This window comes from Bradyrhizobium monzae (genome assembly GCF_021458635.1).
Taxonomy (GTDB): Bacteria; Pseudomonadota; Alphaproteobacteria; order Rhizobiales; family Xanthobacteraceae; genus Bradyrhizobium.
The window spans coordinates 945,511-969,235 of sequence record NZ_JAIRDQ010000001.1 but is presented as its reverse complement, the minus strand read 5'-3'; the positions used below and the strand labels follow the sequence as shown (position 1 = coordinate 969,235).

The window sequence follows — 23,725 nt, the reverse complement described above, 5'->3', positions numbered from 1 at the left end:
GCTTCGTCGCAAGGGCTCCTCGCAATGATGGCGTGGAAGCAGCATCGCAGACGTCGACGGGATCAAAGCGCGGCGATCGAGCCCTACTGCTTCTGCAGCTTGGTCAGTGTGCCCGTGCCATCCGCGTCGGTCGCGGAGTATGTCACGCGATCGCCGGCATGGACGGCATCCAGCATCGCGGCGTCCTTGGCCCTGTACTGCTGGAGTGCACCAGCACCGCCGGCGCTGCCGCCGACTGTGCCCTTCTGCGTCTGCTGGATCGAGATCGTGTTGTTGAGCCGATTGATGCTGGTGACCATCCCGGTCATGTCGTCAGCAAAGGCGGGGGATGCGAGCATGGTGATGGCTGCAGCGCCTGCGCGGATGAATTTTGCTGTTCCCATCGAGGGCCTCCCGGCATTTGGAGATTCACAGGACAAGCCATCCTAGATCGATTTGGTTCCGGCAGATAGCGCGGCAAACATGAATGATCGCGTTGATATCGCGGGAACTTTTATGAAAGCTGTCAGAAGGACTGACGCTATTCCATTTCCTGCTGGATGACGCGGCTGAGCGCGAACAGGCGCTGGTCGATCGTGGTCGGAACCTCGCAGACGAAGCGCACCACCTTGCGGCGATCCTCGAAGATGCGGGTCTCCCAGATCAGCTGGTTGCTCATGGCTTCGACCTTGGTGTCGTCGCGCGGTGTTGCGTCCTGCAGCGCCTGGAGCTGGATGGTCTCCTCGCGGATCTTGTCGGCCGCCTCGCGCTGCTTGCGGCTGACGCGCTCTAACCCGCTCATGACCTGTGCGCGCTGGGCATTCAGTGTGTCGAACAGGCCGGCGAACAGCAGCTTTGCATTGGTGGTCTTGTCGGCCGAGGAACCGCTCAAAAATTCCTTCACCGACTTTTCAGCCTCGTCCAGCGGCGTCTTGCGCGCGGCCAGCTTCGAGACAAGTGCGCTGACCTTGCTGTCGTCCTTCCACTTGCTCGCGGCGTCGTCGAGCGCGGGACCGGCCCAAACTGCGGCGAGCGAGATGTCGGGAACCTTGGCCTGCGAACAGGGCCAGTCGGGATAGCGCGGATCGGCTGCGCGTGCGGTGGCGGTCGAGACGGCGAACGCAAGGGCTGCCATGGCAAATGTCCGAGCAAGTGTCCGAACCATCATCCTTCGCCTCCCGCAGGCCCGCGCCGTGCCAGCCCGCGCGAGGGATCATAGGCATAGATCGCGGCGATCATGAAGACGATTGTGCAAGCTCCGACCACGGCCAGCGAGACCCAGTTGATCTGTCCGTACAGCGCAAAACGGATCAGCTCGACCGCATGGGTGAACGGATTGGCCTGGCAGACATAATAGAGATAAGGACTGCCCTCCTGCACCCGCCAGAGCGGGTAGAGCGCGGAGGAGGCAAAGAACATCGGGAAGATCACGAAGTTCATGACACCGGCAAAGTTCTCGAGCTGCTTGATGCCGGAGGAGATCAGCATGCCGAGCGAGCCGAGCATCAGCCCGGACAGGATCAGCGCCGGCAGCACCGTGAGATAGCCGATCGGCGGAGGCGTGATGTCCCAGAACCAGGCGATGATCAGGAACGCATAGACCTGGAGCAGCGACACCGCGGTGCCTGCAAGAAGCTTGCAGAACAGCAGGAAGCCGCGTGGCAACGGGCTCACCAGCAGCGTGCGCATATTGCCCATCTCGCGGTCATAGACCATCGAGAGCGAGGATTGCATGCCGTTGAAGAGCTGGATCATCGCCATCAGCCCCGGCGCGATGAAGACCTCGTAGAGGATGTAGGTCTCGTAAGGCGGGATGATGGAGATGCCGAGCACCTGACGGAAGCCGGCGGCGAAGATGAACAGCCAGACCAGTGGTCGCACCAGCGCCGAGACGAAGCGCTCGCGCTGATGCAGGAAGCGCAAGCCCTCGCGCCAGACGATGCCGGTCAGGCAGGTCATGTACTCGGACGCCGAGAAGCCGCGCGGGGCGTCGCGCGTGGTGATGCTGCTCATGCGCCGCCTCCCGGGATGGTTTGCGCACCGGTGAGTCGCATGAAGGCGGTGTTGACGTCCTGTGCGCCGGCTTCAGTGATGACGCTGCTCATCGGCCCCTGCGCCAGGACCTTGCCCTGGTGCAGCACCACGAGGTCGTCGCCGGCCATGATCTCGTCGAACAGGTGCGTGGCCCAGAGCACGCCGATGCCTTGCTCGGTCACGAGCTGGCGAACATGGCTGATGATATCGGCGCGCGCCTTGACGTCGAGCCCGACGGTCGGCTCGTCCAGCAGCAACAGCCGCGGTCGGTGCAGCAGCGCACGGGCGATCTCCAGCCGCCGCATCTGGCCGCCGGAGAGATCGCGCACCTTGCTGGCGGCGCGGTCGGAGAGGCCAATGCGCGCGAGCAGCTCGGCGCTGCGCGCAGCGGCCTCGCGGCGACTGATGCCGTGGAGCGCGGCGTGATAGAGCAGGTTCTGCGTCAACGACAGATCGAGATCGAGCGTGCGCGGCTGAAACACGACGCCGAGCAGCCGCAGCGCCTCGCCGGGCGTTCGGCTGACATCATGGCCGAAAATGCCGACGCGGCCGGTCTGGATGCCGAACAGTCGCGTGATCAGCGAGAACAGCGTGCTCTTGCCCGCGCCGTTGAGGCCGAGCAGCGCGGTGAAGCTCGCGGGCCGAACGTTGAAGGAGACATCGATCAGCGCCCGGCGCGGGCCGTAAGAATGGCTGACGCCGTCGATCGACAGCGCCTGCACCGCGGCGGGATCGGACCGTGGCGTCTCGCGAGGTTCGGCGATGGGAGCAGGGCTGGTCATGGCGCGATCGTGATGCCCCAGGGCAATTCGCCCACCTGAATGGTCTTGATCACCTTTTGCGCGGCAACGTCGATGACGGAAACGTCGTTCGACACGCCATTGGTGGTAAGCAGATATTTTTCGTCCGGCGTGAACGCCATGTGCCAGACGCGCTGGCCGACCAGCAGATATTTCGTCACCTTGCGCGTTGCGACATCGACCACGGCAACGCGATTGGCGGGGCCGAGCGCGACGAACGCTGTTTTATCGTCCTTGGTCATGCCGATGCCGACCGGCTGGACCGCCTCTTTCCTCAAGCCGGGAATCTCGAAATTGACCTTGCCGATGACCTCGTGCTTCCCGGGGTCGACGATCGACACGGTCCCGCCGATCTCGGAGGACACCCACAATTCGGAGGCGTCGTGCTTGAATTCGGCAAAGCGCGGGCGCGCATCGACCAGCACGTTGGCGACGATCTGGCGCGACGCGGTGTCGATGAAATGCGCCATGTTGGTCGTCTCGGACGTGTTGATCAGGATCTTTCCGTCCGGGCTGATGGTCATGCCCTCGGGTTCGACCCCGACCTGGATGTCGCCGAGGCGTGCGCGCTTCTCCAGATCGATCACGGTCACCGTGTTGTCGTTCTCATTGGCGACATAAAGGGTCTTGCCGGCGGCATCCTGCGTGAACAATTCAGGGTCGGGACCGGAGGGCAGGGTGTCGACAATTGCTTGCGTCTTGGCATCGATCACCTGGATGGTGTCGTCGTCGCCGACCGCGACCATCACGAATTTTCCATCGCGGGTGAACTCGATGCCGCGCGGGCGCTGGCCGACCTTGATGGTCTTGGTCACGGTCCAGCTGTCGGTGTCGATCACCGACACCGTGTTGCTCTTTTCGTTCGAGACATAGGCTACGAAGGCATGGGCGGGTGCTGTGACCAGCACCAATCCGGACAGCAACCCCACACGCAACATCTGTGCCCTCATTTCAGCTTGCATTTGCTCTCCGGACGATCATAGCCGAGCGTGTCGAGCTCGGAGACCTGGTGCAGAAATCCTTCCTGCGGCGAGACGGACACAACCATGCGGCCGTCGACCAGCAGGATCGGTTGACGGAGCTGGAGATTCCAGTCGCGCAGCGTCAGCTTGGTGCCCTTGAAGGCGGCGACGGAGAAATCGGGGCCCTTGATGAAGTCCGAGACCTTCTTGACGTCGCCGGAATTGGTGCGCGAGGTAGCCTCGCCAATCATGCGCACTGCCGTCCAGGCCTGCATGTCGAGCGCGGTCATGCGTCGCGAATTCAGCTTCATGAAGCGGTTCTGCATCTGCGTCGCGCCCCACTGGTCCTGCGCGGCGTCCCAGCTGCGCGGGACCAGGCCGGCCGAGCCCGCGACGGGGCGGGGATCCCAGGTGCGGTAGGGCAGATAGGCCGCGAACACCTCGCTCTCGTCGGCGGCGACCAGCACGTCGTAGGCCGGCGCCTGTTGCGTGAACACCGGCATCTGCCGCTGGATCAGCGTCACGCCGGAGTCCGTGCGGCGCGCGCCGCCGGTGTCTTCAAAGGTGCGCTCCTGCACGATCTTGGCGCCGAACCGCGTGGCGGCGCGACGGAGCGCATCGGCATAGAGCTTGTCCTCGTCGTGCGAGCCGACCACCAGCAGCCAGCGCGGCCATCGCTTCCACACCAGATACTGGCCGAGCGCATCTGCCAGCATCGACCGCGTCGGCGCGCTGTGGATCACATTGGCGCGGCAATCGGCTTCGCGCAGCCGCTCGTCGATCGCGCCGGCGTTGAACAGCAGCGTACCGCGGTCGCGCAAGGCGTCGGCAACCTTCAACAGCGCATCGGCGGGCAGGTCGGTGACGATGAAGCCGTTGTGCTCGGCGAGCGCGGTCGCGGCCTGGACCACGTCCTCGCCTTCCTTGATACGACGCTCTTCCAGCGTGAAGCGCTGGTTGAGGAATTTTCCGGTGGTGTTGTTGTCCTCGATCGCGAGCTTCGCGCCGGCAACGCCGTCATTGTCCGCGGGCTGCTCGACCAGCGACAGCGTCGATCGGGTGCCGGCGACGCCGAGATAGCCGACGCCAATCGTGACCGGGTCGGTCGCGAGCGCTTGCGCCGCTGCCAGACACAGGCCGATCGGGCCGAGCAACCATCGGATCATGCTTCCTCCTGACGTCCTCCCCGGCTTGACCGCCGGTGAAGAATTGTCTCTCTTGAAACATGACCGATTTGACCGGGCTTGCAACCCCGCATTTGGTCGTCGCGATACGACAGGCGGAATCACGATCATGCGAGCGATGATATGTTTCGCGACTTTGCTGCTGATGGGATCGCAGGCGTTCGCCGATCCGCCAAAGCTCGCCGTGTTCGATTTCGAGTTGATCGACACCAGTCTGCCCGGCGAGTTCTATGGCTCCAGGCCGGAAGAGGCGCGGCTCGCGCATATCAGCGACCAGCTGCGCAAGGAACTGGCTGATTCAGGCCGGTTCCAGCTGCTCGATATCGCGCCGGTGAGGGATGCCGCCCGTCACGCCAATCTGCAGGCCTGCGGCGGTTGCGACCTCAAGCTTGCCGGACAGTTGGGAGCGGACCTCGAGATCACCGGCATGGTGCAGAAGGTCTCGAACCTGATCATCAATCTGAACATCTATCTGCGCGACGTGAAGACCGGCACCATGATCGCGGCGGCGAGCGCCGACATGCGCGGCAACACCGACGAATCTTGGTCGCGCACGATGAGCTACCTGATCCGCAACCGCCTGCTCGCGCCGAACTACGGCAAGCCGGAGTAGGGAAGTGTAAGGAAGCTCACCCCTTCAGCCGCTCCGCATGCCAGTGCAGATGGTCGCTCATGAATGTCGAGATGAAATAATAGCTGTGGTCGTAGCCCGGCTGACGCCGCAGCGTCAGCGGGATGTTGGCCTTGGTGCAGGCGGCTTGCAACAGCTCCGGCTTGAGCTGCTCTTTGAGGAAATTGTCGGCCTCGCCGACGTCGACCAGGAAGCCTGAATATTTCGCGCCGTCCTCGATCAGCGCAACCGTGTCATGGCTACGCCAGGCATCCTTGTTCGGACCGAGATATCCGGTCAGCGCCTTGATGCCCCAGGGCACCTGCGACGGCGCCACGATCGGGGCAAAGGCGCTCGCCGCACGATAGCGGTGCGGGTTGCGCAGCGCCACGGTCAGGGCGCCATGGCCGCCCATGGAATGGCCCATCACCGATTGCCGCTTGGCGTCGACGGGAAAATTTCCCGCCACGAGTTTGGGCAGCTCGTCGGTGACATAGCTCCACATGCGATAATTGCGCGCGAACGGCGCTTCGGTCGCATCGACGTAGAAACCGGCCCCTAAGCCGAAATCATAGGCGTTGTTGGCATCGCCGGGTACGTCGGGCCCGCGCGGGCTGGTGTCGGGGGCGACGAAGATCAGGCCGAGTTCGGCGCATGCTTTGCGGAATTCGCCCTTCTCGGTGACGTTGGCATGGGTGCAGGTGAGGCCGGAGAGATACCAGACCACGGGCAGCCTGGCGCCCTCGGCATGCGGCGGAACATAGACCGAGAACACCATGTCGGTGCCGGTCACCTGGCTCGCATGGCGATACACGCCTTGCACGCCGCCAAAGGAGGTATTGGTCGAGACAGTCTGGATCGTCATGCCGTTTTGCTCCGTGGCATCTCACCACATCAAGATTGCAATGCTTGTACGACCGAAATTTGTGGCGCGCTTTCAGGCTACGCCGCTGTCGATCGCCAGCCGCACCAGTTCGACCGAGGTCTTCACCCCGAGTTTCTGGCGCATGATCGAGGAGGTGTTGGCGACCGTCTTGTAGGACGATTGCACAAGCCAGGCGATCTCGGACAGGCTTTTTCCCGCGCTGAGCAGCCGCAAGATCTCCATCTCGCGCGGATTCAGCTTCGACAGCGGGCTTTGCGCCAGCGTGGGGCCTGCGAAGGCTATGCTGCGTGCGATCGCGCTGGGAAGATAAGTGCCGCCGCCGCCGACAGTGCGGATCGCCTCGACGAGATCATCGGGGTCGCCTGTCTTGGAGACGTAGCCCTTGGCACCGCATTCGATCGCACGCGCGGCGAAGGCCGGGTCGTCGTTCATGCTGAACATGATGATGCGGGCATCCGCCGCGCGCTCGAGGATGCGGCGCGCAAGCTCGAAGCCGGAGACGGTTGGCAGGTTGATGTCGATCACGCAGAGGTCGGGGCGTTCGACGATGAAGACGCATTCGCCGTCCTCGGCGTCGGCGGCCTCCAAAATCTCGATCTCGCCTTCGTCGGCCAGCACGGCGCGGCAGCCGGAGGCGACAATGGGATGATCGTCGACGATCAGAATGCGCATAGGCGTTCCCCGCGACAGCGAGCCCCCCCTGTTGGAATTTGCCTGTTTTCGCGCTGCATGATGCCGAACGAGGAGAGACGCGCGTCTCATGTCGGGTCATGCAACCCGGCCGGGATTGCTGTACGCTTGCGATTAGATATCGGGCGCTTCGTCCCTGTCAACGCTGTCGGACGGGTGCGAGCGATCCTTCGTGAGGCGGGCGAGAGCAATGTGGCAAAATCTATCCTTGCGCGGGCGCATCAACCTCCTGTTGGCGCTGCTGCTTGCGCTCGGGCTCGCCGTCAACATCGCCCGCCAGGTCGCGGAGGCCGGTCCCCGCGTGCAGGCCGAGGACCAGAGCGTGATCCGGCTGGCGCGCGAATTCATCGAGATGATCGTTGCCGATCTCAACGAGGCGCCGGATCCCGATGCGAGGCTGAACCAGATCGCGCGCGACCTCAATCGGCTCCGCCATGTCAGCATTGCGCTCCGGGACGCCGGCGGGAACCCGCTGACGCCGCCGCGGCCCGATACCGATGACGACACGCCCGGGCCGCCCGCCTGGTTCGTCAGCCTGGTTCACCCCGAGCAGACCGCCGTCAGCGTGCCGGTCTCGGTGCATGGCAAGCCCGGCTCGCTGGTGATCACCTCGCATCCCAATGACGAGATCGCCGAAATCTGGGACGCCATCGTCACGCAGCTTGAGGTCGGGTCAGTGATCGCTCTGGTGCTGTTCCTGGTGATGATGAATGTCGTCGGCCGGGCGCTCGCGCCGCTCAAGTCGCTGACACGGACGATGGGCGAGCTCGAGGACGGCCGTTATGACGCGCGTGCGGCGCCCGGCGGCGCGCCCGAGCTCGCTGCGATCTGCACCAAGCTCAATCATCTCGCGGCGACGCTCGGCGAGGCGGTCGAGGACAAGCGGCGGCTTGCCGAGCGCGCGGTGTCGCTCCAGGACGTCGAGCGCAAGGAGATCGCGCGCGAGCTGCACGACGAATTCGGACCGTATCTGTTCTCGCTGCGCGCGCATGCCAGCGCGCTGGCGAAGCTGGCCGACGGACGTGCGCCGAGTGCAGATGCCGTGCGAAAACACGGCGGTGCGCTTCTCGAACAGATCAACGCGCTGCAGCAGTTCACCCGTCGCGTGCTGGAGCGCTTGAGGCCCGTCGGCCTTGCCGAGCTTGGCCTCGGCAAGGCGCTGGAATCGCTGTCGCGGCTGTGGCGGGAATCGCACCCCGACGTGACGATCGAGACCACGATCTCGCCGGCGCTGGGCGTTACCGGCGAGACCGCCGACCTCACCATCTATCGCGTCGTGCAGGAGGCGCTCACCAACGCGTTCCGCCACGCCGACGCGACCGCGATCAATGTCGTGATCGAGCCGGCGGAGCAGCCGGGCCGCGACGGTCGCTTCTGTGCCCGTGTACGGGTCAGCGATAACGGTCGCGGCATGGAGCCGGACCAAAAACTCGGCTTCGGCCTCGTCGGCATGCGCGAGCGCATTCTGGCGCTGGGCGGCACGCTCATCGTGGCGTCCGGCGAAGGCGGCGTCACCGTGGAGGCGCTGGTTCCGACCGCGGCGGCCTGATCGCGCCCGGTTCGATCGGAGAAAATTCGCGATCGGGAAAAATTCCCGATTTCGTCGGGAAAACGGGTACGGAGAGTGCCAGACCTTTTGTGGCTGGTGCATGATCCGCCGCCGAATACACTCGTCTCAACCGAACGGCGAAAACCAAAACAGCCGAAGGTTACGGGTGGGACAACGGGAATGCGCAGGCCGGGACACACGCGACGTTTGCTGATGGCCTCGGTCTTGGCCGGGCCGGTGTCCGGACTCTGTTTCGGGACCAATGCCCGCGCGGCGCAGGACGAAGAGACCAACGTACAGAACCTGCCGGCGATCGAGGTGGTGGCGCCGCAGCCAACTGCACGGCGCGCGCCGTCGCGGCCGGTCGCGCGGACGGCCGCAAGCGTCGGCAAGCCCACGGCTGGCAGGATCTACGTTTATCCAACTTCACCCGGCACCGGCAGGGGTCTCGAGGCCGACAAGGTTCCGTCGGCGATCAACGCCGTTGACGCCAACCAGATCAAGCGTACCGGCTCGCTTAACGTCACGGATGCGCTACGCGACAACATCGCAGGCGTCAGCATCAGCGAGGTCACCGGCAACCCGTTCCAGCCGAACGTCGAATTTCGCGGTTTTGTCGCCTCGCCCGTGACCGGCACGCCGCAAGGACTCACGGTTTATCAGAACGGCGTGCGCATCAACGAAGCCTTCTCGGATGCCGTCAATTGGGACCTGATCCCGACCGCCGCGATCAGGTCTGTGACGCTGGTGACCAACAATCCCGCGTTCGGCCTCAACGCGCTGGGTGGCGCGATCAATCTGCAAATGAAGGATGGCTTCACCTATCAAGGCGCAGAGCTTGACGTCATGGGCGGCTCGTTCGGTCGCATCCAGGGCTCGGCGCAATGGGGCAAGCAGGTTGACCAGAACTACGGCATCTATGCCGCGCTCGAAGGTCTGCACGACAACGGCTTCCGCAACTTCTCCCAATCGGACGTGCGGCGCTTCTACAGCGATGTCGGCTACAAGGCCGGCGACAGCGAATTTCACGTCAATATGGGAGTGGCCAAGAACGATTTCGGCGCCAACGCCACCGTTCCCGCCGAGCTCCTCAATAATTATTGGGGCGCCACATACACCACACCGCAGACCAGCTCCAACCGCGTCGGTTATCTCAACCTGACCGCCAAGGCCGATGCGACGCCGACCTGGACGCTCGAAGGCACCGCGCATGTGCGCAGGTACGAGCAGAAGATGGTCGACGGCAATCCGACCGACGTCGGCGAGTGCACGGCAGACGCGGCGCTGCTGTGCTTCGGCGACGGTGCGACGCCCGCGAATGGCGCGAACGGCCTTCAGCTTGGCAATCCTTTTGCGCCGGGAACGATCCTCGGCGAGATCGACCGGAGCTCGATACGCTCGACCACCTTTGGCGTATCGGGGCAGGCCACCAACACCGACCAGCTACTCGGACACGACAACCGCTTCGTGATCGGCACAAGCTATGACGCCAGCGTCACGCGCTACGATGCCACCGCCGAGATCGGTTCGATAGGCGAGAACTATGTCGTGAGCGGCAGCGGTCTCTTCCTGGGGCCGTCCGGCACGATCGATACCGGCTTCGCCGGTCCCGTCTCGCTGCGAACCGTCAATCAATATAACGGCCTGTACGCGATGGATACGTTTAACGTCACGGATGCCTTCGCGATCACCGGCGGAGGCCGCTTCAACGTGGCGCGCATCTCGCTGGAGGATCAGCTCGGCACCGCCCTCAACGGCGACTACACCTTTACCCGGTTCAACCCGGTGATCGGCGGGACCTACAAGGTCACGCCGGAGCTGACCGCCTATGCCGGCTATTCCGAGGCTAACCGCGCGCCGACACCGCTCGAACTCGGCTGTGCCGATCCGAACAATCCCTGCCTCATCGCGGCGTTTCTGGTCTCCGACCCGCCGTTGAAACAGGTCGTCTCCAAGACCGTGGAAGCGGGCCTGCGCGGCACCAAGGAGCTGAACATCGGCACGCTCGGGTGGAAGATCGGCGGCTTCCGCGCCACCAATTATGATGACATCCTGGCCGTCCCCGTTCCCGGCCGGACCGGCTTTGGCTACTTCACCAACGTCGGCAGGACGCGGCGGCAGGGGCTGGAGGCCGAGGTCAACATCAAATCATCGACGCTTCAGTTCCAGGCGAGCTATACCTTCGTCGATGCCCGCTTCCTCGACGCATTGACGCTCGGCTCGAACAGCCCCTTCGCCGATGCCGACGGCAATATCCAGGTCTTGCCCGGCGACCAGATTCCCGCGATCCCGCGCCACCGCGTCAAGGTCGGTGTCGATTACGCCGTCACTGACGAGTGGAAGGTTGGCGGCAACGCACTGTTCGTCTCCAGCCAGTATCTGGTCGGCGACGAATCCAACCAATATGCGAAGCTGCCGTCCTACACGGTCTTCAACCTGTACGCCTCCTATCAGGTGACCAAGACCGTTCAGCTCTACGGCAAGGTCGACAATATCTTCGACAACCGCTACGCGACCTACGGGCAGTTCTTCGACACCGGCGCGTTGCCGAACTTTACCAACGGTGGAAACAGCTTCACCGATCCGCGTTCACTCAGCCCGGCGCGTCCGCGCGCGTTCTATGCGGGGATGCGGGTGACGTTCTGAAGCGAGGTGGTGGTGTGGCCACCGCCCAGTGTCCGCGCCTTGTGGGGCCGGATTCACACGGGCCGCGTGATTAACCGTTCCTTAGTGCCAACTGTGCGGATGATTGCCGCGAAAAGACCAAGGGAGACTGCTCCCCATGCTGAAGGACGGGACCTACGCGGCCTGGTACAAAACGCCACTCGACCAGGGCACCGGCATCGTCCATGTCGCGGACGGCCAGATTTGGGGCCGCGACAGCCTGATGACGTATCACGGCTCCCTGGAGGTCGATGGCGATCGTTTCACCGCGACCGTGTCGACGAAGCGTCATACCGAGGGACGCATCACCGTGTTCGGCGTCTATGATGAACTGACGCTGGACATCGAGGGCACGTGCCCCGGCAAGATCGCGACCTACACGGCGACGGCCGGACAGGCGGGGGGAATCGTCCTCCAGGGTACGCTCATTCTGACGGAACAGCCGGCGGCGGCACCTGAACGAACCGGGCAGGTCACCGGACAGGTCCCGGCGTTCAATCCCGACAAGCTTCCAAAGCTGCCGAAACGCTCGCGCTGATCGCAGAGGCCATCGCCGGCCCGTCGCTTCGCCTGCATCGACATGTCGCGCCCCCCGGGGGGCGCGCCATTCTGCATCCTCAAACTCCGGTGCCGGCGCTTTTCAAACCGCCTGCGCCCCGTCATTGTGCCGCCGCATCAATCATCTCGGGGCAGCATCAATGTCGGACAAGGTCTCGCGTCGCCAATTCGCGAAAATCGCGGGGTTGTCTGCGGCCGGAATGACGGCCCCGCTGGATCTCGCCGACGCCATGCCGGCAGCGGCGTCACGGAGCGCGCGGGGCTTTCCGCAGAATTTCCTCTGGGGCACGGCGACCTCGTCCTATCAGGTCGAGGGCGCGGTCGACGAGGACGGGCGAGGGGCCTCGATCTGGGACAAGTTCGTCCGCATCCCCGGCAAGATCGAGGACGGCACCACCGGCGACCGCGCCAACGAGCACTATCATCGCTACAAGGACGATATCGCGCTCATCAAGCAACTCGGCTGCAAGGCCTATCGCTTTTCGGTGGCCTGGCCGCGGGTGTTCCCGGATGGAGACGGCAAGCCGAACCCGAAAGGGCTCGATTTCTACAATCGCCTGGTCGACGAACTCCTGAAGAACGGCATCGAGCCGTGGCTGACGCTCTATCACTGGGATTTGCCGCAATCGCTGCAGGACCGTTTTGGTGGCTGGCGCTCGACCGAGACCTGCAAGATCTTCGGCGATTATGCGGCCTATGTCGCCGAACACCTGACCGATCGCGTCAAGAACGTTTTCACGCTGAACGAGAGCGGCCGCTTCGTCTATTTCGGTTACGGCATCGGCATCGATGCGCCGGGCTTGACCCTGCGGCAGGCCGAAGTGAACCAGATCCGGCACAACAGCGCGCTGGCGCACGGGCTCGCCGTGCAGGCGGTGCGCGCCCATGGCCGCCGCGGCACGCGCGTCGGGCCCGCCGAGAACATCGATGCCTGCATTCCCGCGATCGATACGCCCGAGAACGTCCGCGCCACCGAGATCGCGCTGCGCGAGCTGAACGCGGGCTATCTCAACGTCATCATGACCGGCCAGTACACGGATGCGTTTCTGAAATATGCCGGCGCCGACGCGCCGAAATACACCGACGCCGAACTGAAGATCATCTCCTCGCCGGTGGATTTCCTCGGCCTCAACATCTACGCACCGCAGCACTACATCGTCGCGTCAGACCAGGGCGCGGGCTTCATGCCGCTGCCGATTCCAAAGGCCTTTCCCCATATGAATTCGGATTGGCTGCGCGTCGGACCCGAGACGATGTACTGGGTGCCGAAGCTCGCTGCAAAAATCTGGAAGACCACTGCGATCTATATCAGCGAGAACGGCACATCCGGGGACGACCAGGTGACTCCGGACGGCAAGATTTACGACACCGACCGCATCATGTATCTGCGCAATTATCTCGCCCAGCTCCAGCGCGCCACCACCGAGGGTGTCCCGGTGCGCGGCTATTTCCTCTGGAGCCTGATGGACAATTTTGAATGGGTGTTCGGGCTCAACAAGCGCTTTGGGCTGTACCACGTCAATTTCGACACCCAGGTACGTACGCCGAAACTGAGCGCGAGCTTCTATCGCAGCGTGGTCGCGAACAACGCAGCGGGGGCGTGATCCCGGATTTTACGCGCAGCGGAAAATCCGGGCGAGGGGCGTAAGCCTCGCACATTGACTCCGCTCTCCCTCTGATTCAAAACCGCCTCAACACTCATAACAAGAGGACAACGCCCATGACCGACGCGCTGATCATCGATGCCTGCCGCACCCCGCGCGGCGTCGGCAAGGCCGGCAAGGGAGCGCTTTCCGGCATTCATCCGCAGCAGCTTGGCGCAACGGTGCTGCGCGCGCTCGCCGACCGCACCGGCATCAACACCGCCGATGTCGACGATATCGTCTGGGGCTGCAGCGCGCAGGTCGCAACCCAAGGCGGCGATCTCGGGCGGATGTCGGCACTCGATGCCGGCTACGACGTGCGCGCGAGCGCGGTGACGCTCGATCGGTTTTGTGGCTCCGGCATCACCAGCGTCAACATGGCGGCCTCCTCGATCATGGCTGGCGCGGAAGATCTCGTCATCGCCGGCGGATGCGAGATGATGTCAATGGAGGGACGTCGCGGCGGCGGTCCGATGATGATGGATAACGGCAATCTGCGCCTGCGTGCACGGCACCCGCAGTCGCATCAGGGCGTCTGCGCCGATGCGATCGCGACGCTGGAAGGCATCACGCGCCGGGACGTCGACGCGCTCGGGCTGGAAAGCCAGAAGCGGGCGGCACAGGCGATTGCCGGCGGCCATTTCAACAAGAGCCTCGTGCCCGTTCACCGCGAGGACGGCAGCCTCGCGCTCGACCATGAAGAATATCCGCGGCCGCAGACCACGATGGAAGGGCTCAGCAGCCTGAAGCCCGCATTCCCCGCGATCGCCGACTATGCGCTCGACGACAGGGGCACGACCTATCGCGGCCTGATCCTGCAGAAATATCCTGATCTCGATATCGACTTCATGCACCACGCCGGTAACTCGTCCGGCGTGGTCGATGGCGCCGCCGCGATCCTGCTGGCCTCGCCGACTTACGCCAAGGCGCATGGTCTCAAGCCGCGCGCCCGCGTGGTCGCGATGGCCAACATGGGGGACTCGCCGACGCTGATGCTGAACGCGCCGGTGCCGGCGACGCGCAAGGTGCTGGCGAAGGCCGGACTCACCATCGACGACATTGATCTGTTCGAGATCAACGAGGCCTTTGCGGTCGTCGCGGAAAAATACATCCGCGATCTCAAGCTCGACCGCGCCAAGGTCAACGTCAATGGCGGCTCGATCGCGCTCGGCCATCCCATCGGCGCGACCGGCTCGATCCTGATCGGCACCGTGCTCGACGAGCTCGAACGGCGCGACCTCAAGCGTGGTCTCGTCACCATGTGCGCCGCGGGAGGCATGGCTCCGGCGGTCATCATCGAGCGCATCTAGCCTTATTTTTCAGGGTGAATCGTGACCGGTCTCCCGCAAAGAGGCCGGTCGTCGCTTGTCGAAAGCATCGAATCAGCTTTAGCAAGGCTGCTTGCGGGCCTTTGAAACAAGGCAAAAACCGCTGCCAGAGGTGCCTTCCGCTCCGGAAGCCGCTAAAATGCAGGGGTTTTTGCCACAGGGGGCCAAAAAAGCCCGTAAAACCGCGACAAAACTGTGCAGAAGGCTATAGGCCTTCGCCGGTTGGTCTAATATGCAACCGGCAACGAATCAGAGGAGACACGATGCCAGCCCAAATGTCGAAATCGCAGTTGATCGAAAAGATTGCGACCGCCACCGAGCTTTCCAAGCGTGACGTCAAGAGCGTCATGGAGACGCTGACCGACGTCGGTCACAAGGAGCTCAAGAAGAACGGCCTGTTCCTGGTGCCGGGCTTCGCCAAGTTCGTGGTCATCAAGAAGCCCGCGACCAAGGCGCGCAAGGGCACCAACCCGTTCACGGGTGAAGAGATGATGTTCAAGGCCAAGCCGGCCCGGAAGATCGTCCGCGCCCGCCCGGTCAAGGCTGCCAAGGACGCTGTGGCCTGATAACGCAAAGGCCCCCTCGATGAGAGGGGGCCTTTTGTACTGTGTGACTGCAGGGGCCGATACGGAGGGGATCAGCCCTTGCGGCGCCTGGCCCGAACCGGGATCGGTTGAAGCCGTGGCTCCGGTCCTGCAAGTGCATCGCGCACCCGGTCGATGGCACGATCGAGCAGCTGGCGCACTTTCTGCGTTGTCCGCGATCGCTTCGCTTCTTCCAGCAGTTTCTTCATCGCATTCACTCCGCCGCTTCGATCTTGGCTTCCGCCGGCTCGAGCGCTGCGGCGATGGCCTCGTCGACGCGCTCCAGCCAGATGAATTCAAGCTTGTCCCGCGCGCTCTTCGGGATGTCGTCGTAGTCCCGCTTGTTGCGCGCCGGCAGCATCACCCGCTTGAGGCCGGCGGCGGCCGCAGCCACCACCTTCTCCTTGATGCCGCCGACCGGCAGCACCAGCCCGCGCAGAGAGATCTCGCCGGTCATCGCCGTGTCGCTGCGTACCGTGCGATTGGTGAGCAGTGACGTAAGCGCCGTGAACATCGCCACACCCGCGCTCGGTCCGTCCTTCGGGGTTGCACCCGCCGGCACGTGAACGTGTATGTCGCTCTTCTCGAACACCTGGGGATCGATGCCGAGCTGCGTGGCTTTGCTCTTCACCAGGGTCATCGCTGCCTGCACGCTCTCGCGCATGACGTCGCCGAGCTGGCCGGTCAGGATCATCCCGCCGCGGCCGGGCACGCGCGAGGCCTCGATGAAGAGGATGTCGCCGCCGACCGGCGTCCAGGCAAGGCCGGTGGCCACGCCGGGAATGCTGGTGCGCTGCGCGATCTCGCCTTCGAAGCGCGGCTGGCCCAGCACGGTGCCAATGTCGCTCGGCGTCACCACGACCTTCGCAACCGTGCCTTCGGCGACCTGCACTGCGGCATGGCGGAACAGCTTGCCGATCTCGCGCTCGAGGTTACGCACGCCGGCCTCGCGGGTGTAACCCTTGACGACCAGCTTCAGCGCCTCCGGCTCGATCTCGGCCTGCTCGGCAGTCAGGCCGTTGGCCTCGAGCTGCCGTCGCACCAGGTAGCGCTTGGCGATCTCCAGCTTCTCCTCCTCGGTGTAGCCGGCGAGGCTGATCAGCTCCATCCGGTCCAGCAGCGGACCCGGAATCTGGTCCAGCATGTTGGCGGTCGCGATGAACACCACGCGCGACAGGTCGAAGGGCACGCCCAGATAATTGTCCCGGAACGTCCCGTTCTGCTCGGGGTCGAGCACCTCCAGCATGGCGGCCGAGGGATCGCCCTGCACGCCACGGCCCATCTTGTCGATCTCGTCCAGCATCATGACGCAGTTGCGGCTGCCGGCCTTCTTGATGCCCTGGATGATGTTGCCGGGCAGCGCGCCGATATAGGTGCGCCGGTGGCCGCGGATCTCGGCCTCGTCATGCACGCCGCCCAGGCTGACGCGCACGAAGGGGCGATCCATCGCACGCGCGATGGATTGGCCGAGCGAGGTCTTGCCGACGCCGGGCGGGCCGACGAAGCACAGGATCGGCGCCTTGCCCTGCGGCGCCAGCTTGCGCACCGCCAGATATTCGATGATCCGGCTCTTGATCTTCTCCAGCCCGAAATGATCGGCATCCAGGATGCGGCGCGCTTCCTTGATGTCGATCGGCTTCTCCGCGGGCAGCGCCCACGGCAGCTCGATCAGCCAGTCGAGATAGGTGCGGACCATGCCGGATTCACCGGCGGCCTCGGGCATGCGCTCGTAGCGGCGCAGCTCCTTCTTCGCGTGCGCATCCGCCTCCGGCGGCATGTTGGCCTTGGCGATGGCAGCCGTCAGCTCGGCGACCTCGGCAGCCTTGCCGTCGCCTTCGCCCAATTGGCGTTGAATGGTCGCCATCTGCTCGCGCAGGATCGCCTCGCGCTGCCGCTCGTCGAAGGAGGCCTTGGTCTTCTGGCCGATCTCGTTGGAGATACGCAGCACCTCCAGCCGCTCGGCCAGATGCTTCGACACCTTCTCGACGCGCAGAGCGAGGTCGATGGTCTCCAGCACCTCCTGCTTGTCCTGCGGCTTGATGTCCATGAACGAGGTCGCCAGATCCGCCAGCGCGCCGGGCGCGGTGGTGCTCTGGAACATCGCGACCAGCTCGGGCGGGGCCTGCGGCAGCAGCTCGATCGCCTCGATCGCCTGCCGCTGCAGGTTCAGCGCCCGTGCCTCGATCTCGGGCGAGGACGTGGTCGGCTCGGGGATCTGCTGGATGCGCGCGGCCGGGAACGGCGTCCCCGGCAGGAAGTCGATGATGCGCGCGCGCTGCACGCCCTGACAGACGATGTGATGGGTGCCGTCGGGCGCGGTGATGTAGCGCACGATGTTGGCGATGGTCGCAACGCGATAGAGATCGTCCGGGCCGGGCTCCTCGGTCTCGGGGCTGCGCTGCAGGACGATGCCGATCGGCCGCTGCTCGCGCAGCGCTTGCTGCGCGGCGGCGACCGACTTCGGCCGCGCGATCGCGATCGGCGCGATGGCGCCGGGAAACAGCACCATCTCGCGCACGGGGATGATGATCAGCGCGTCTTCGGGGATATTCACGTCAGGATTGGTCTGTGCGGTATTCATCTGTTCGGTGGCCATGATCGACCTCAGGATTTGGCGAGGCGCAGTGCGACGCAGCCGTCCATCACGAAGCGGCTGATGGCGTAGCGGCCAAGGGGCAATGCAATGCGGCGCTCGAAGCGCCCCTGCGGCAGCTCGAGCCGGTGGATGCGGGCGTTGCGAAGCTCCGGCGGGAGCGTGCGCTGGCCGGAGATGATGAGCACGCCGTCCTGGATCACCGTCTCGACATTGTCCGGGTTGACGCCGGGAAGCGCGACCAGGATCAAAAGCTCATGCTCGGTCTCGAGCACGTCGATCGGCGGCTCCCAGCAGGCTTCCTGACGGCCGAACTGCCGGCGCAGCCGTTCGCCGCGGGTCAGCTGGTCCAGGGCTTCGGACAGCATCCAGTCGAAGGGATTTTTCGGTTGCATGGCAAAACTCGGGGAAGGCGCTGCGGTTGGAAAACGGGGATATGGTGATGGTTCCAGCAAATTCCAGCATCGCGCGCTTGGAGCATGCCTGGCCCCTCGAAGGAGGGGAGGCCCTTGCGCTCAGACGCATCGACGCCGCGGAGATGATCCGCGGCGCCGGAGGCAACAATTGGGCGGGATGGTTGGGATCAGGCGGCTTCGCGGTACCCTTGTTCCGCTTCGAGGTTGATGACCGAAGTGGCGAGCTCGGTCAGCGTGTGGTCCGTTGCCTCTTCCTCGTCCAGCGTCGCCTGAAGCAGCCTTGCCGCGTCAGGCATGCCGAGCTCCTCGGCCCAGGTGCGCAACGTGCCGTAACGGGAGATCTCATAGTGCTCGACCGCCTGCGCTGCCGCGAGCAGGCCGGCGTCGAGGGCAGGGGCGTTCCTGAAGTCCTTCATGATCTCGGCGCCCTCGTCGGTGATGCCGTTGATCGCCTCGCACGGCTTGCCGCGCGCAGGCTTGCCCAGCATCTTGAAGATCTGGTCCAGCCGTTTGACCTGGCCCTGGGTCTCGCGCAGATGCTTGTTGAAGGCGGCGGCAAGGTCCTTCGAATGCGCGGCCTTGGCCATCTTCGGGAGCGTCTTGATGATCTTGTTCTCGGCGAAATAGATGTCCTTCAATGTTTCCAGAAACAGGTCGCTCAGCATCTTGGGCGCCTGACGTGGGCGGCGCGCTGCGGCCTTTTTCTTGTTCGCACGTTTCTTTGCTGTCTTAGCCATAAGTCCTCCTCTTGAGGCGACACGGGAAGGCATGCCCTTCCTCAATCCTCACGCGATCAAGAGCCTGGATCAGCAAATGTTCCTCGCGAAGGCTCCCGCGAGCCGCCGGCTACGGGGCGAGGCTCGCGATCATCATCGCGGTCGTCCTCGCCGTCTGCCTGATCTGCATGTTCTGCTTCATCTCTGCGCACCTGATCGCGCGGACGCTGGGCCGGACCGGAAATGCCGTGCTCGCGCGTGCTCGGCATGCTGCTCGCGGCCTATTCGGTGCAGTTCGTGATCAACGGGATTGCCGCCGTCCGGGCCAGCCTGTCCTAGAGTTTTATCGGGCTGTGACGATCTGTTAATCCATTGATTTTACGATACAATTCGTGGTGTGGCGGGCCCGCCGGTGCGACGGCGCCTGAACAGGTCCGCTTTCGCTTGCACTGCCATATTGCTTTGACGTACTTCGGGTCTAACAAGCGCCCATCGCCAACGAGATCGATAAGAAGGTCGAGACAAAATCGGGATGTCGATGACAGCGGACGAGCTCGCAAAGCGACAAGCCATCATCGACGCCTGCCGCCGCATGAACGCGCTCGGCATCAACCAGGGCACGTCAGGCAATATCAGCGTACGGCACGGGGCTGGGCTCCTGATCACGCCCACCAGCCTGCCCTATGACGCCATGACGCCGGACCAGATCGTGTTCATGGCGATGGACGGCTCGCACGCCCCAGAGCAGAAGCCATCCAGCGAGTGGCGCTTCCATCTGGACATCCTGAAGGCGCGCGCCGACGTCGACGCCGTCGTCCATGCCCATCCGACCTATTGCACCATTTTGGCGATCATGGGCATGGAGATCCCGCCCGTGCACTACATGATCGCGGCCGCCGGCGGCGACAGCATTCGCTGCGCGCCCTATGCCACCTTCGGCACGGCGGAGCTGTCCGAGCACGCGGTGCGCGCGCTGGTCGGCCGGCTCGCGTGCCTGCTCGACCATCACGGCATGATCGCGGTCGGCAAGACGCTCGACAAGGCGATGTGGCTCGCCGTCGAGGTCGAGACGCTGGCGCGGCAATATCACGGCTGCCTCCAGATCGGCAAACCGCCGCTGCTCTCGAGCGACGAGATTGAACGGGTCCGCCAGCGCATGGCCGGCTACGGCCTGTCGGAAGGGTAGGGCTCGCAAGCGGTGTTCGCGCGGATCAGATATTTCGTCGACGGCAAGGGCACCAACCGCACCATGGTTCGGCTGCGCGCGCTGCTGCGCAGCAACGAGTTCTACCTGATCCCGCTGTCGCTCGTGATCGGCACGCTGGCCGGCGCGATCGTGACACTGATGGCCGAGATCGCGCAGATTGCCCATGTCGTGATCTACGGCATTCCGATCGACGTGCGCCTCTCGGCCAACACCCATATCAACCCCTGGGCGGCGATGATCGCGCCGGCGCTGGGCGGCCTGGTGCTCGGCATCATGGAGTGGTGGCGGCGACGGTGGAAGATCTCCAGCGCGGTCGACCCGATCGAGGCCAACGCGCTGCGCGGCGGCAATCTGTCGATGCGCGACAGCGTGGTGGTATCGAGCCAGACGCTGATCTCGAACGGCTGCGGCGCCTCGGTCGGCTTGGAGGCTGGCTACACCCAGATCGGGTCGGGCATCGCCTCGCTGTTCGGAAAGTTCTTCAATCTCCGCCGCAACGACCTCCGCCTGATCGTGGGTTGCGGCGCGGCGGCGGCGATCGCGGCGGCTTTCGGCGCGCCGATCACCGGTGCGTTCTACGCCTGCGAGCTGATCGTCGGCGTCTATTCGGTCGGCAGCGCCGCGCCGATCCTGGCGGCCTCGCTTGCCGGCGCGCTGACGGCGCAATGGCTCGGCGGCGCGCCTTACTCGATCGAAATCCCCAAGGTGAGCGCGGTCGGCGTCGAGCAATATCTCGCATTGATCGTGCTCGCGCTCATCACCAGCGGCGTCGGCATCGCCGTGATGCGTTCGTCCTCGATGTTCGAGCGGCTGTTCAAATGGCTGCCGGTCTGGCTGCGCCCGGTGATCGGCGGCCTCATCGTCGGCGGCTTCGCCATCGTCACGCCGCAAGTGCTCGCGGCCGGGCACGGCGCCATGGTGCTCGATCTCTTCCACGACATGACCATCGGCCTGATCGCGATCATCATCGCGCTGAAGGTAACGGCCTGCCTGATCTCGCTGGCCTCGGGCTTCCGCGGCGGACTATTTTTCGCCTCGCTGTTCGTCGGCAGCCTGATCGGAAAGTTCTTCTCCGCGGTGCTGCTCTTGATCAGCCCGAACTTCGTGATCGATCCGCTGGTGGCGATGCTGACAGGCATGGCCACGCTCGGCGTCGCCATCGTCGGCGGTCCCCTGACCATGTCGTTCCTCGTGCTCGAGATGACCCGCAATGTCGACGTCACCGCCGTGGTGCTGGCCGGCTGCATCGTCACCTCGATCTGCGTCCGCTTCATGTTCGGCCATTCCTTCTCGACCTGGCGCCTGCATCTGCGCGGCGAGACCATCCGCAGCGCCAACGACGTCGGCTGGCTGCGCAACCTCACCGTCGAGCGGCTGATGCGCTCCGACGTCGGCAAGGTGCCGTCGACCACCACCATCGCTGCCACGAGGGCGGAATTCGCGTTGGGATCGCGGCCCGGCATCGTCATCGTCAACAATACTGACGAATATGTCGGCCTCGTCCTGCTGCCCGATTTGTTTGCCAGCGACCTCGACACCATCGCCGACGAGATCCAAATCATCGAGCTCGCGCGCCTGACCGAGATCGTGCTGATCCCGGAGATGAACGTGAAGAGCGCGATGGCGGTGTTCGACGAAGCGGAGGCCGAGATGCTGGCGGTGGTTGATTCCACCGACAGCCGCAAGGTGGTCGGGTTCCTGACCGAGAACTTTGCCCGCCGCCGCTATGTCGAGGAGATCGACAAGGCCACGCGCGGCGTGCTGGGGGCGCTGTCGTAAACCGCACGCGCACCCGGGCAAGTTGCCGCTGGCACGCTGAGCGGACTTGCCAGATCGTCCACAACCTCTAGGCTAGGGGCAGACGGCAGGGCGAGCGTCCGGGCCGCACTCAGCGACGAGGGACGTGCGATGTCGGACACGCTTCGCCTGTTGCTTGCCTTGCTCGAACTCGGGCCCCGGTTGAAGGATCTGCTGGGCGACAAATGGCCCCCTTACGCCGAGGAATTGCAGGAGCTTGCCGCTCGCGCCGGCCAAGGCGAAGATCCGGACAAGCTTCGCCAGTCGCTCGACCTGCTGGTCGTGCGCCTGCTCGCTGAGCCGCCGGCCATGGACCTGGTCGAGCGCGTGGTGGCAGACATGGCGGCGCCCGTTACCGCCAGGGAGACCGTGACACGGCGCGGCCGAGTCACGGCGCCTGTCGTTCCTGATACCGTCAGGCCGACCACCGATGAGGCAACCGGTGTTGTCACCATCCCTGTCTTCTACGGCACCGATCGCGCCCGGGGCGACGATACACCGGCGAACTATTTTCGCGGTGCGCGCGGAGAGCTTGTCTTCGGGATCGCGGAGGTCAGCGTACCCACGCGCGGACGCAACCTTGGCGAGCTCACCAGTCCCAGCTGGTGGCATCTCGAATTCTCGCCCAATCCGGAAAAGCACGTGATCCTCAAGAGCGTCGGCGCGCTCGCCCGGGACGCCTTTGTCACCAGCCTGAAGGACTCGCTTGCCGCGGCGGGGGAGCACGACGTCCTGATCTTCGTGCACGGCTACAACGTGACGTTCGAGGATGCGGCGCGGCGGGCCGGGCAGCTTGCAGTGGATCTGAAATTCGCCGGCCGGACGTTGCTCTATAGCTGGGCGTCGGCGGCGGACACCAAGAAGTACACCGTGGACGAGAGCACGATCGACTGGTCGCGCGATCATTTCGAGGCGTTCCTCCAGCTGGCGCTCGGCGAGGTCGGGGCCGGCAAGGTGCACATCATCGCCCACAGCATGGGCAACCGCGCGGTGATCAACACGCTCGAACGCGTCACGTCGTGGCAGTTGCCGGCCGGCGCCGCAAAGCTCGGTCAGATCATCTTTGCTGCGCCCGACATCGACCGCGATCGCTTCGTCCAGCTCGCCGCGAAATTCAAGGGCTGCGCTGCGCGCGTCACGCTCTATGCCTCCTCGCGCGATGTTGCGCTGCTCGCCTCGAAATTCGTGCATGGCTATCCACGGGCGGGTGAGGCCGGCGATGCCCTGACGGTCGTCGACGGCATCGACACGATCGATGCGTCGCTGGTCGACACCAGCCTGGTCGGCCTGCACCACTCCTATTTCGGCGAGAAGCGTTCGATCCTGAACGACATGTTCAACCTGATCGCGCAGCAACTCGCGCCCGACCAGCGCTTCGACCTCCAGGCCGCAGGTGATTCACTCCGGAAGTACTGGAGTTATCGGGCCTAGAGGTCGCGCGCGCTGTCGATTCCGGCAAAGCGTGGCAGATTGCCGCGATCACGAAACCATTTCAGTGCTTTGCGCATTATGTTTGTTTCCATAT

General features: G+C 64.3%; 22 protein-coding genes and 1 pseudogene. 11 read left to right on the top strand and 12 right to left on the bottom strand.

What is annotated here, in order from left to right; genetic code table 11:
- Nucleotides 1-83: 83 nt before the first annotated feature.
- The 6 genes from K3F49_RS04765 to K3F49_RS04740 form a co-directional block, all read right to left on the bottom strand.
- Nucleotides 84-383: a copper-binding protein gene (locus tag K3F49_RS04765; RefSeq protein WP_234679736.1), complete on the bottom strand. Its 300-nt coding sequence runs from the start codon at nucleotides 381-383 to the stop codon at nucleotides 84-86.
- Between the two features lie 137 nt (nucleotides 384-520).
- Nucleotides 521-1,114: a hypothetical protein gene (locus tag K3F49_RS04760; protein ID WP_234679735.1), complete on the bottom strand. Its 594-nt coding sequence runs from the start codon at nucleotides 1,112-1,114 to the stop codon at nucleotides 521-523.
- Between the two features lie 29 nt (nucleotides 1,115-1,143).
- Nucleotides 1,144-1,992 (bottom strand): ABC transporter permease, encoded by an 849-nt coding sequence (locus K3F49_RS04755; protein WP_234679734.1) that lies wholly within the window; start codon nucleotides 1,990-1,992, stop codon nucleotides 1,144-1,146.
- Entirely contained in the window at nucleotides 1,989-2,795 is an 807-nt protein-coding gene (locus K3F49_RS04750) for an ABC transporter ATP-binding protein (protein WP_234679733.1), read from the bottom strand. The genes K3F49_RS04755 and K3F49_RS04750 overlap by 4 nt, the downstream gene beginning before the upstream one ends.
- Nucleotides 2,792-3,775 carry a YVTN family beta-propeller repeat protein gene (locus K3F49_RS04745; RefSeq protein ID WP_452100428.1) on the bottom strand — a complete coding sequence of 328 codons (984 nt, stop codon included), beginning with the start codon at nucleotides 3,773-3,775 and terminating at the stop codon, nucleotides 2,792-2,794. The genes K3F49_RS04750 and K3F49_RS04745 overlap by 4 nt, the downstream gene beginning before the upstream one ends.
- On the bottom strand, nucleotides 3,760-4,941 hold the full coding sequence (locus K3F49_RS04740; RefSeq protein ID WP_234679731.1) for an ABC transporter substrate-binding protein: 1,182 nt from the start codon (nucleotides 4,939-4,941) through the stop codon (nucleotides 3,760-3,762). Before K3F49_RS04740 ends, K3F49_RS04745 begins: the two co-directional genes overlap by 16 nt.
- Before the next feature lie 127 nt (nucleotides 4,942-5,068).
- On the opposite strand from K3F49_RS04740, the gene K3F49_RS04735 reads away from it, so the two are divergent.
- Nucleotides 5,069-5,572 (top strand): DUF3280 domain-containing protein, encoded by a 504-nt coding sequence (locus K3F49_RS04735; protein WP_234679730.1) that lies wholly within the window; start codon nucleotides 5,069-5,071, stop codon nucleotides 5,570-5,572.
- A gap of 16 nt (nucleotides 5,573-5,588) precedes the next feature.
- Here K3F49_RS04735 and fghA read toward each other — a convergent pair whose 3' ends face one another.
- Both fghA and K3F49_RS04725 read right to left on the bottom strand, forming a co-directional pair.
- Nucleotides 5,589-6,434 carry an S-formylglutathione hydrolase gene (gene fghA / locus K3F49_RS04730; RefSeq protein WP_234679729.1) on the bottom strand — a complete coding sequence of 282 codons (846 nt, stop codon included), beginning with the start codon at nucleotides 6,432-6,434 and terminating at the stop codon, nucleotides 5,589-5,591.
- A 72-nt stretch (nucleotides 6,435-6,506) separates the two neighbouring features.
- Nucleotides 6,507-7,127, bottom strand: coding sequence for a response regulator (locus K3F49_RS04725; RefSeq protein WP_234679728.1), 621 nt, complete (start codon nucleotides 7,125-7,127; stop codon nucleotides 6,507-6,509).
- A 208-nt stretch (nucleotides 7,128-7,335) separates the two neighbouring features.
- On the opposite strand from K3F49_RS04725, the gene K3F49_RS04720 reads away from it, so the two are divergent.
- From K3F49_RS04720 to K3F49_RS04695, 6 genes are all read left to right on the top strand, one after another.
- A complete protein-coding gene (locus K3F49_RS04720) occupies nucleotides 7,336-8,694 on the top strand; it encodes a histidine kinase (protein ID WP_234679727.1) in 1,359 nt (452 codons plus the stop codon).
- A 213-nt stretch (nucleotides 8,695-8,907) separates the two neighbouring features.
- Nucleotides 8,908-11,340 (top strand): TonB-dependent receptor, encoded by a 2,433-nt coding sequence (locus K3F49_RS04715; RefSeq protein ID WP_452100424.1) that lies wholly within the window; start codon nucleotides 8,908-8,910, stop codon nucleotides 11,338-11,340.
- A 136-nt stretch (nucleotides 11,341-11,476) separates the two neighbouring features.
- Entirely contained in the window at nucleotides 11,477-11,896 is a 420-nt protein-coding gene (locus tag K3F49_RS04710; protein WP_234679725.1) for a hypothetical protein, read from the top strand.
- 160 nt (nucleotides 11,897-12,056) lie between these two features.
- Nucleotides 12,057-13,520, top strand: a complete 1,464-nt coding sequence (locus K3F49_RS04705) for a GH1 family beta-glucosidase (RefSeq protein ID WP_234679724.1) — start codon at nucleotides 12,057-12,059, stop codon at nucleotides 13,518-13,520.
- Between the two features lie 116 nt (nucleotides 13,521-13,636).
- On the top strand, nucleotides 13,637-14,869 hold the full coding sequence (locus tag K3F49_RS04700; protein ID WP_234679723.1) for an acetyl-CoA C-acetyltransferase: 1,233 nt from the start codon (nucleotides 13,637-13,639) through the stop codon (nucleotides 14,867-14,869).
- A 281-nt stretch (nucleotides 14,870-15,150) separates the two neighbouring features.
- Nucleotides 15,151-15,453 carry an HU family DNA-binding protein gene (locus tag K3F49_RS04695; protein ID WP_008139488.1) on the top strand — a complete coding sequence of 101 codons (303 nt, stop codon included), beginning with the start codon at nucleotides 15,151-15,153 and terminating at the stop codon, nucleotides 15,451-15,453.
- A gap of 71 nt (nucleotides 15,454-15,524) precedes the next feature.
- Here K3F49_RS04695 and K3F49_RS04690 read toward each other — a convergent pair whose 3' ends face one another.
- From K3F49_RS04690 to K3F49_RS04675, 4 genes are all read right to left on the bottom strand, one after another.
- Complete coding sequence (locus K3F49_RS04690) at nucleotides 15,525-15,680, bottom strand: hypothetical protein (RefSeq protein WP_234679722.1); 156 nt, start codon at nucleotides 15,678-15,680, stop codon at nucleotides 15,525-15,527.
- Nucleotides 15,681-15,685: 5 nt separating this feature from the next.
- Nucleotides 15,686-18,067, bottom strand: a complete 2,382-nt coding sequence (gene lon / locus K3F49_RS04685; RefSeq protein ID WP_234679721.1) for an endopeptidase La — start codon at nucleotides 18,065-18,067, stop codon at nucleotides 15,686-15,688.
- A gap of 8 nt (nucleotides 18,068-18,075) precedes the next feature.
- On the bottom strand, nucleotides 18,076-18,459 hold the full coding sequence (locus tag K3F49_RS04680; protein ID WP_234679720.1) for an Hsp20/alpha crystallin family protein: 384 nt from the start codon (nucleotides 18,457-18,459) through the stop codon (nucleotides 18,076-18,078).
- Nucleotides 18,460-18,647: 188 nt separating this feature from the next.
- Complete coding sequence (locus K3F49_RS04675) at nucleotides 18,648-19,217, bottom strand: YciE/YciF ferroxidase family protein (protein ID WP_234679719.1); 570 nt, start codon at nucleotides 19,215-19,217, stop codon at nucleotides 18,648-18,650.
- A 104-nt stretch (nucleotides 19,218-19,321) separates the two neighbouring features.
- Between K3F49_RS04675 and K3F49_RS04670 the strand changes: the two are divergent.
- From K3F49_RS04670 to K3F49_RS04655, 4 genes and pseudogenes are all read left to right on the top strand, one after another.
- A pseudogene (locus K3F49_RS04670) lies at nucleotides 19,322-19,535 on the top strand (MarC family protein); the annotation flags it as partial.
- 193 nt (nucleotides 19,536-19,728) lie between these two features.
- Nucleotides 19,729-20,382, top strand: a complete 654-nt coding sequence (locus K3F49_RS04665) for an L-fuculose-phosphate aldolase (RefSeq protein ID WP_234679718.1) — start codon at nucleotides 19,729-19,731, stop codon at nucleotides 20,380-20,382.
- A 12-nt stretch (nucleotides 20,383-20,394) separates the two neighbouring features.
- A complete protein-coding gene (locus K3F49_RS04660) occupies nucleotides 20,395-22,182 on the top strand; it encodes a chloride channel protein (protein ID WP_234679717.1) in 1,788 nt (595 codons plus the stop codon).
- Between the two features lie 129 nt (nucleotides 22,183-22,311).
- Nucleotides 22,312-23,631, top strand: coding sequence for an alpha/beta hydrolase (locus K3F49_RS04655; protein WP_234679716.1), 1,320 nt, complete (start codon nucleotides 22,312-22,314; stop codon nucleotides 23,629-23,631).
- Nucleotides 23,632-23,725 lie beyond the last annotated feature (94 nt).

Bases quoted from the DNA above. Each gene is read 5' to 3' on its own strand.
- K3F49_RS04765 (WP_234679736.1), bottom strand. From the start codon at position 383: ATGGGAACAGCAAAATTCATCCGCGCAGGCGCTGCAGCCATCACCATG.
- K3F49_RS04760 (WP_234679735.1), bottom strand. From the start codon at position 1,114: ATGGCAGCCCTTGCGTTCGCCGTCTCGACCGCCACCGCACGCGCAGCC.
- K3F49_RS04755 (WP_234679734.1), bottom strand. From the start codon at position 1,992: ATGAGCAGCATCACCACGCGCGACGCCCCGCGCGGCTTCTCGGCGTCC.
- K3F49_RS04750 (WP_234679733.1), bottom strand. From the start codon at position 2,795: ATGACCAGCCCTGCTCCCATCGCCGAACCTCGCGAGACGCCACGGTCC.
- K3F49_RS04745 (WP_452100428.1), bottom strand. From the start codon at position 3,775: ATGCAAGCTGAAATGAGGGCACAGATGTTGCGTGTGGGGTTGCTGTCC.
- K3F49_RS04740 (WP_234679731.1), bottom strand. From the start codon at position 4,941: ATGATCCGATGGTTGCTCGGCCCGATCGGCCTGTGTCTGGCAGCGGCG.
- K3F49_RS04735 (WP_234679730.1), top strand. From the start codon at position 5,069: ATGCGAGCGATGATATGTTTCGCGACTTTGCTGCTGATGGGATCGCAG.
- fghA (WP_234679729.1), bottom strand. From the start codon at position 6,434: ATGACGATCCAGACTGTCTCGACCAATACCTCCTTTGGCGGCGTGCAA.
- K3F49_RS04725 (WP_234679728.1), bottom strand. From the start codon at position 7,127: ATGCGCATTCTGATCGTCGACGATCATCCCATTGTCGCCTCCGGCTGC.
- K3F49_RS04720 (WP_234679727.1), top strand. From the start codon at position 7,336: ATGTGGCAAAATCTATCCTTGCGCGGGCGCATCAACCTCCTGTTGGCG.
- K3F49_RS04715 (WP_452100424.1), top strand. From the start codon at position 8,908: ATGGCCTCGGTCTTGGCCGGGCCGGTGTCCGGACTCTGTTTCGGGACC.
- K3F49_RS04710 (WP_234679725.1), top strand. From the start codon at position 11,477: ATGCTGAAGGACGGGACCTACGCGGCCTGGTACAAAACGCCACTCGAC.
- K3F49_RS04705 (WP_234679724.1), top strand. From the start codon at position 12,057: ATGTCGGACAAGGTCTCGCGTCGCCAATTCGCGAAAATCGCGGGGTTG.
- K3F49_RS04700 (WP_234679723.1), top strand. From the start codon at position 13,637: ATGACCGACGCGCTGATCATCGATGCCTGCCGCACCCCGCGCGGCGTC.
- K3F49_RS04695 (WP_008139488.1), top strand. From the start codon at position 15,151: ATGCCAGCCCAAATGTCGAAATCGCAGTTGATCGAAAAGATTGCGACC.
- K3F49_RS04690 (WP_234679722.1), bottom strand. From the start codon at position 15,680: ATGAAGAAACTGCTGGAAGAAGCGAAGCGATCGCGGACAACGCAGAAA.
- lon (WP_234679721.1), bottom strand. From the start codon at position 18,067: ATGGCCACCGAACAGATGAATACCGCACAGACCAATCCTGACGTGAAT.
- K3F49_RS04680 (WP_234679720.1), bottom strand. From the start codon at position 18,459: ATGCAACCGAAAAATCCCTTCGACTGGATGCTGTCCGAAGCCCTGGAC.
- K3F49_RS04675 (WP_234679719.1), bottom strand. From the start codon at position 19,217: ATGGCTAAGACAGCAAAGAAACGTGCGAACAAGAAAAAGGCCGCAGCG.
- K3F49_RS04665 (WP_234679718.1), top strand. From the start codon at position 19,729: ATGTCGATGACAGCGGACGAGCTCGCAAAGCGACAAGCCATCATCGAC.
- K3F49_RS04655 (WP_234679716.1), top strand. From the start codon at position 22,312: ATGTCGGACACGCTTCGCCTGTTGCTTGCCTTGCTCGAACTCGGGCCC.